Annotated in this window: 2 protein-coding genes; both read left to right on the top strand. The window is 44.6% G+C overall.

All coding sequences use genetic code 11. The annotated features are described in order from the left end of the window. Positions 1 to 593 (top strand): topoisomerase C-terminal repeat-containing protein (locus F6K53_RS43350; RefSeq protein WP_293086905.1); only part of this gene is annotated, 593 nt, incomplete at its 5' end. 90 nt (positions 594 to 683) lie between these two features. Then, the coding region (locus F6K53_RS43345) for a tetratricopeptide repeat protein (RefSeq protein WP_293086903.1) at positions 684 to 1269 on the top strand (586 nt) is incomplete at its 3' end.

The following is a 1269-nucleotide window of genomic DNA, read 5'->3' as shown; positions in this document are numbered from 1 at the left end:
TCTCTTTGCCTAAGGGGGTAAAGAAGGAAGATGTACACCTAGAAATGGCAGTCGGTCTCCTAGCACTCCCCCGCCTTCTCGGTCCTCATCCGGAAACAGGCAAACCCGTCAAAACCGCAATCGGACGCTTTGGTCCTTATGTTGTCCATGACCAAGGGAAGGAGGGCAAAGATTACCGCTCCCTCAAAGCTGAGGATAACGTCTTGACAATTACCATAGACCGTGCACTAGAGCTGCTGGCACAACCTAAGAGGACAAGGGGCGGTTCTCGCAGCAAGACTAAAACACCCTTACGGGAACTAGGGGTTCATCCTAAAGATGGCGAACCAGTCAATATTTATCAGGGTCCGTATGGGGTATATGTGAACCATGGCAAAGTTAATGCCTCTCTGCCAGAGGGAAAATCCATGGAGGAGTTAACCTTAGAAACTGCCTTGGAACTCATAGCAGCTAAGGCGTCATCGGGTAAATCTGGTCGCAAGTCCAGTAAATCAACTACTTCCACCAAAAAGAAAACCTCTGGGAAATCCACCAAGAAGACTACTAAGAAAACAAAAGATGATGACCAAGAGGGTAAGTCAGAGAGTGAATAAGTAATTGTACTTGCTGACAAACTGATTAAAATCAGGATATATAATAAGATGTGACAACACACTTGTCAAGTGGAAACTAGGAAGTTTGAATTGAAGCAAAAACTCTTATCCTTTATTCATGTTCCTTCATCCTTCCTGCTGACCACTGCCTCTTTACTCATTTCTCTGACATTCCCCCTTTCGCCTGTTCTTGGTCAAGACGAAACTAGTCTTGACCAAACTAGTCTTGACCAAACTAGTCTTGACCAAACTAGTCTTGACCAAACTAGTCTTGACCAAACTAGTCTTGACCAAACTAGTCTTGACCAAACTAGTCTTGACCAAACTAGTCTTGACCAAGTCACTCCACCCCAGCAGCTCTATGTTAAAGGTCGCCAACAGTTAAGTACAGGTCAATTACAAGAGGCTTTACAGAGCTTCCAGCAGTACCTAGAACTTAAACGAAACATTGGCGATCGCTATCAAGAAGGAGTAGCGCTATATTTTATTGGGTGGGTTCATGATGAACTGGGTCAATATCAGTTAGCAAGGTCGTTCTTTGAGCAATCCTTAGCAATTGATCGAGAATTAGGCGATCGCACCGGGGAAGGGAGTACTCTTAATAATTTGGGGTTAACGTATTCCAACCTAGGGGACGATCAAAAGTCCCTAGAATTCTATCAACGAGCCTTAGCCA

Source organism: Moorena sp. SIO4A1 (genome assembly GCF_010672065.1).
GTDB lineage: Bacteria > Cyanobacteriota > Cyanobacteriia > Cyanobacteriales > Coleofasciculaceae > Moorena.
Note: the sequence above shows the minus strand (reverse complement) of the source record. Positions and strands in the feature narration are given on the sequence as shown.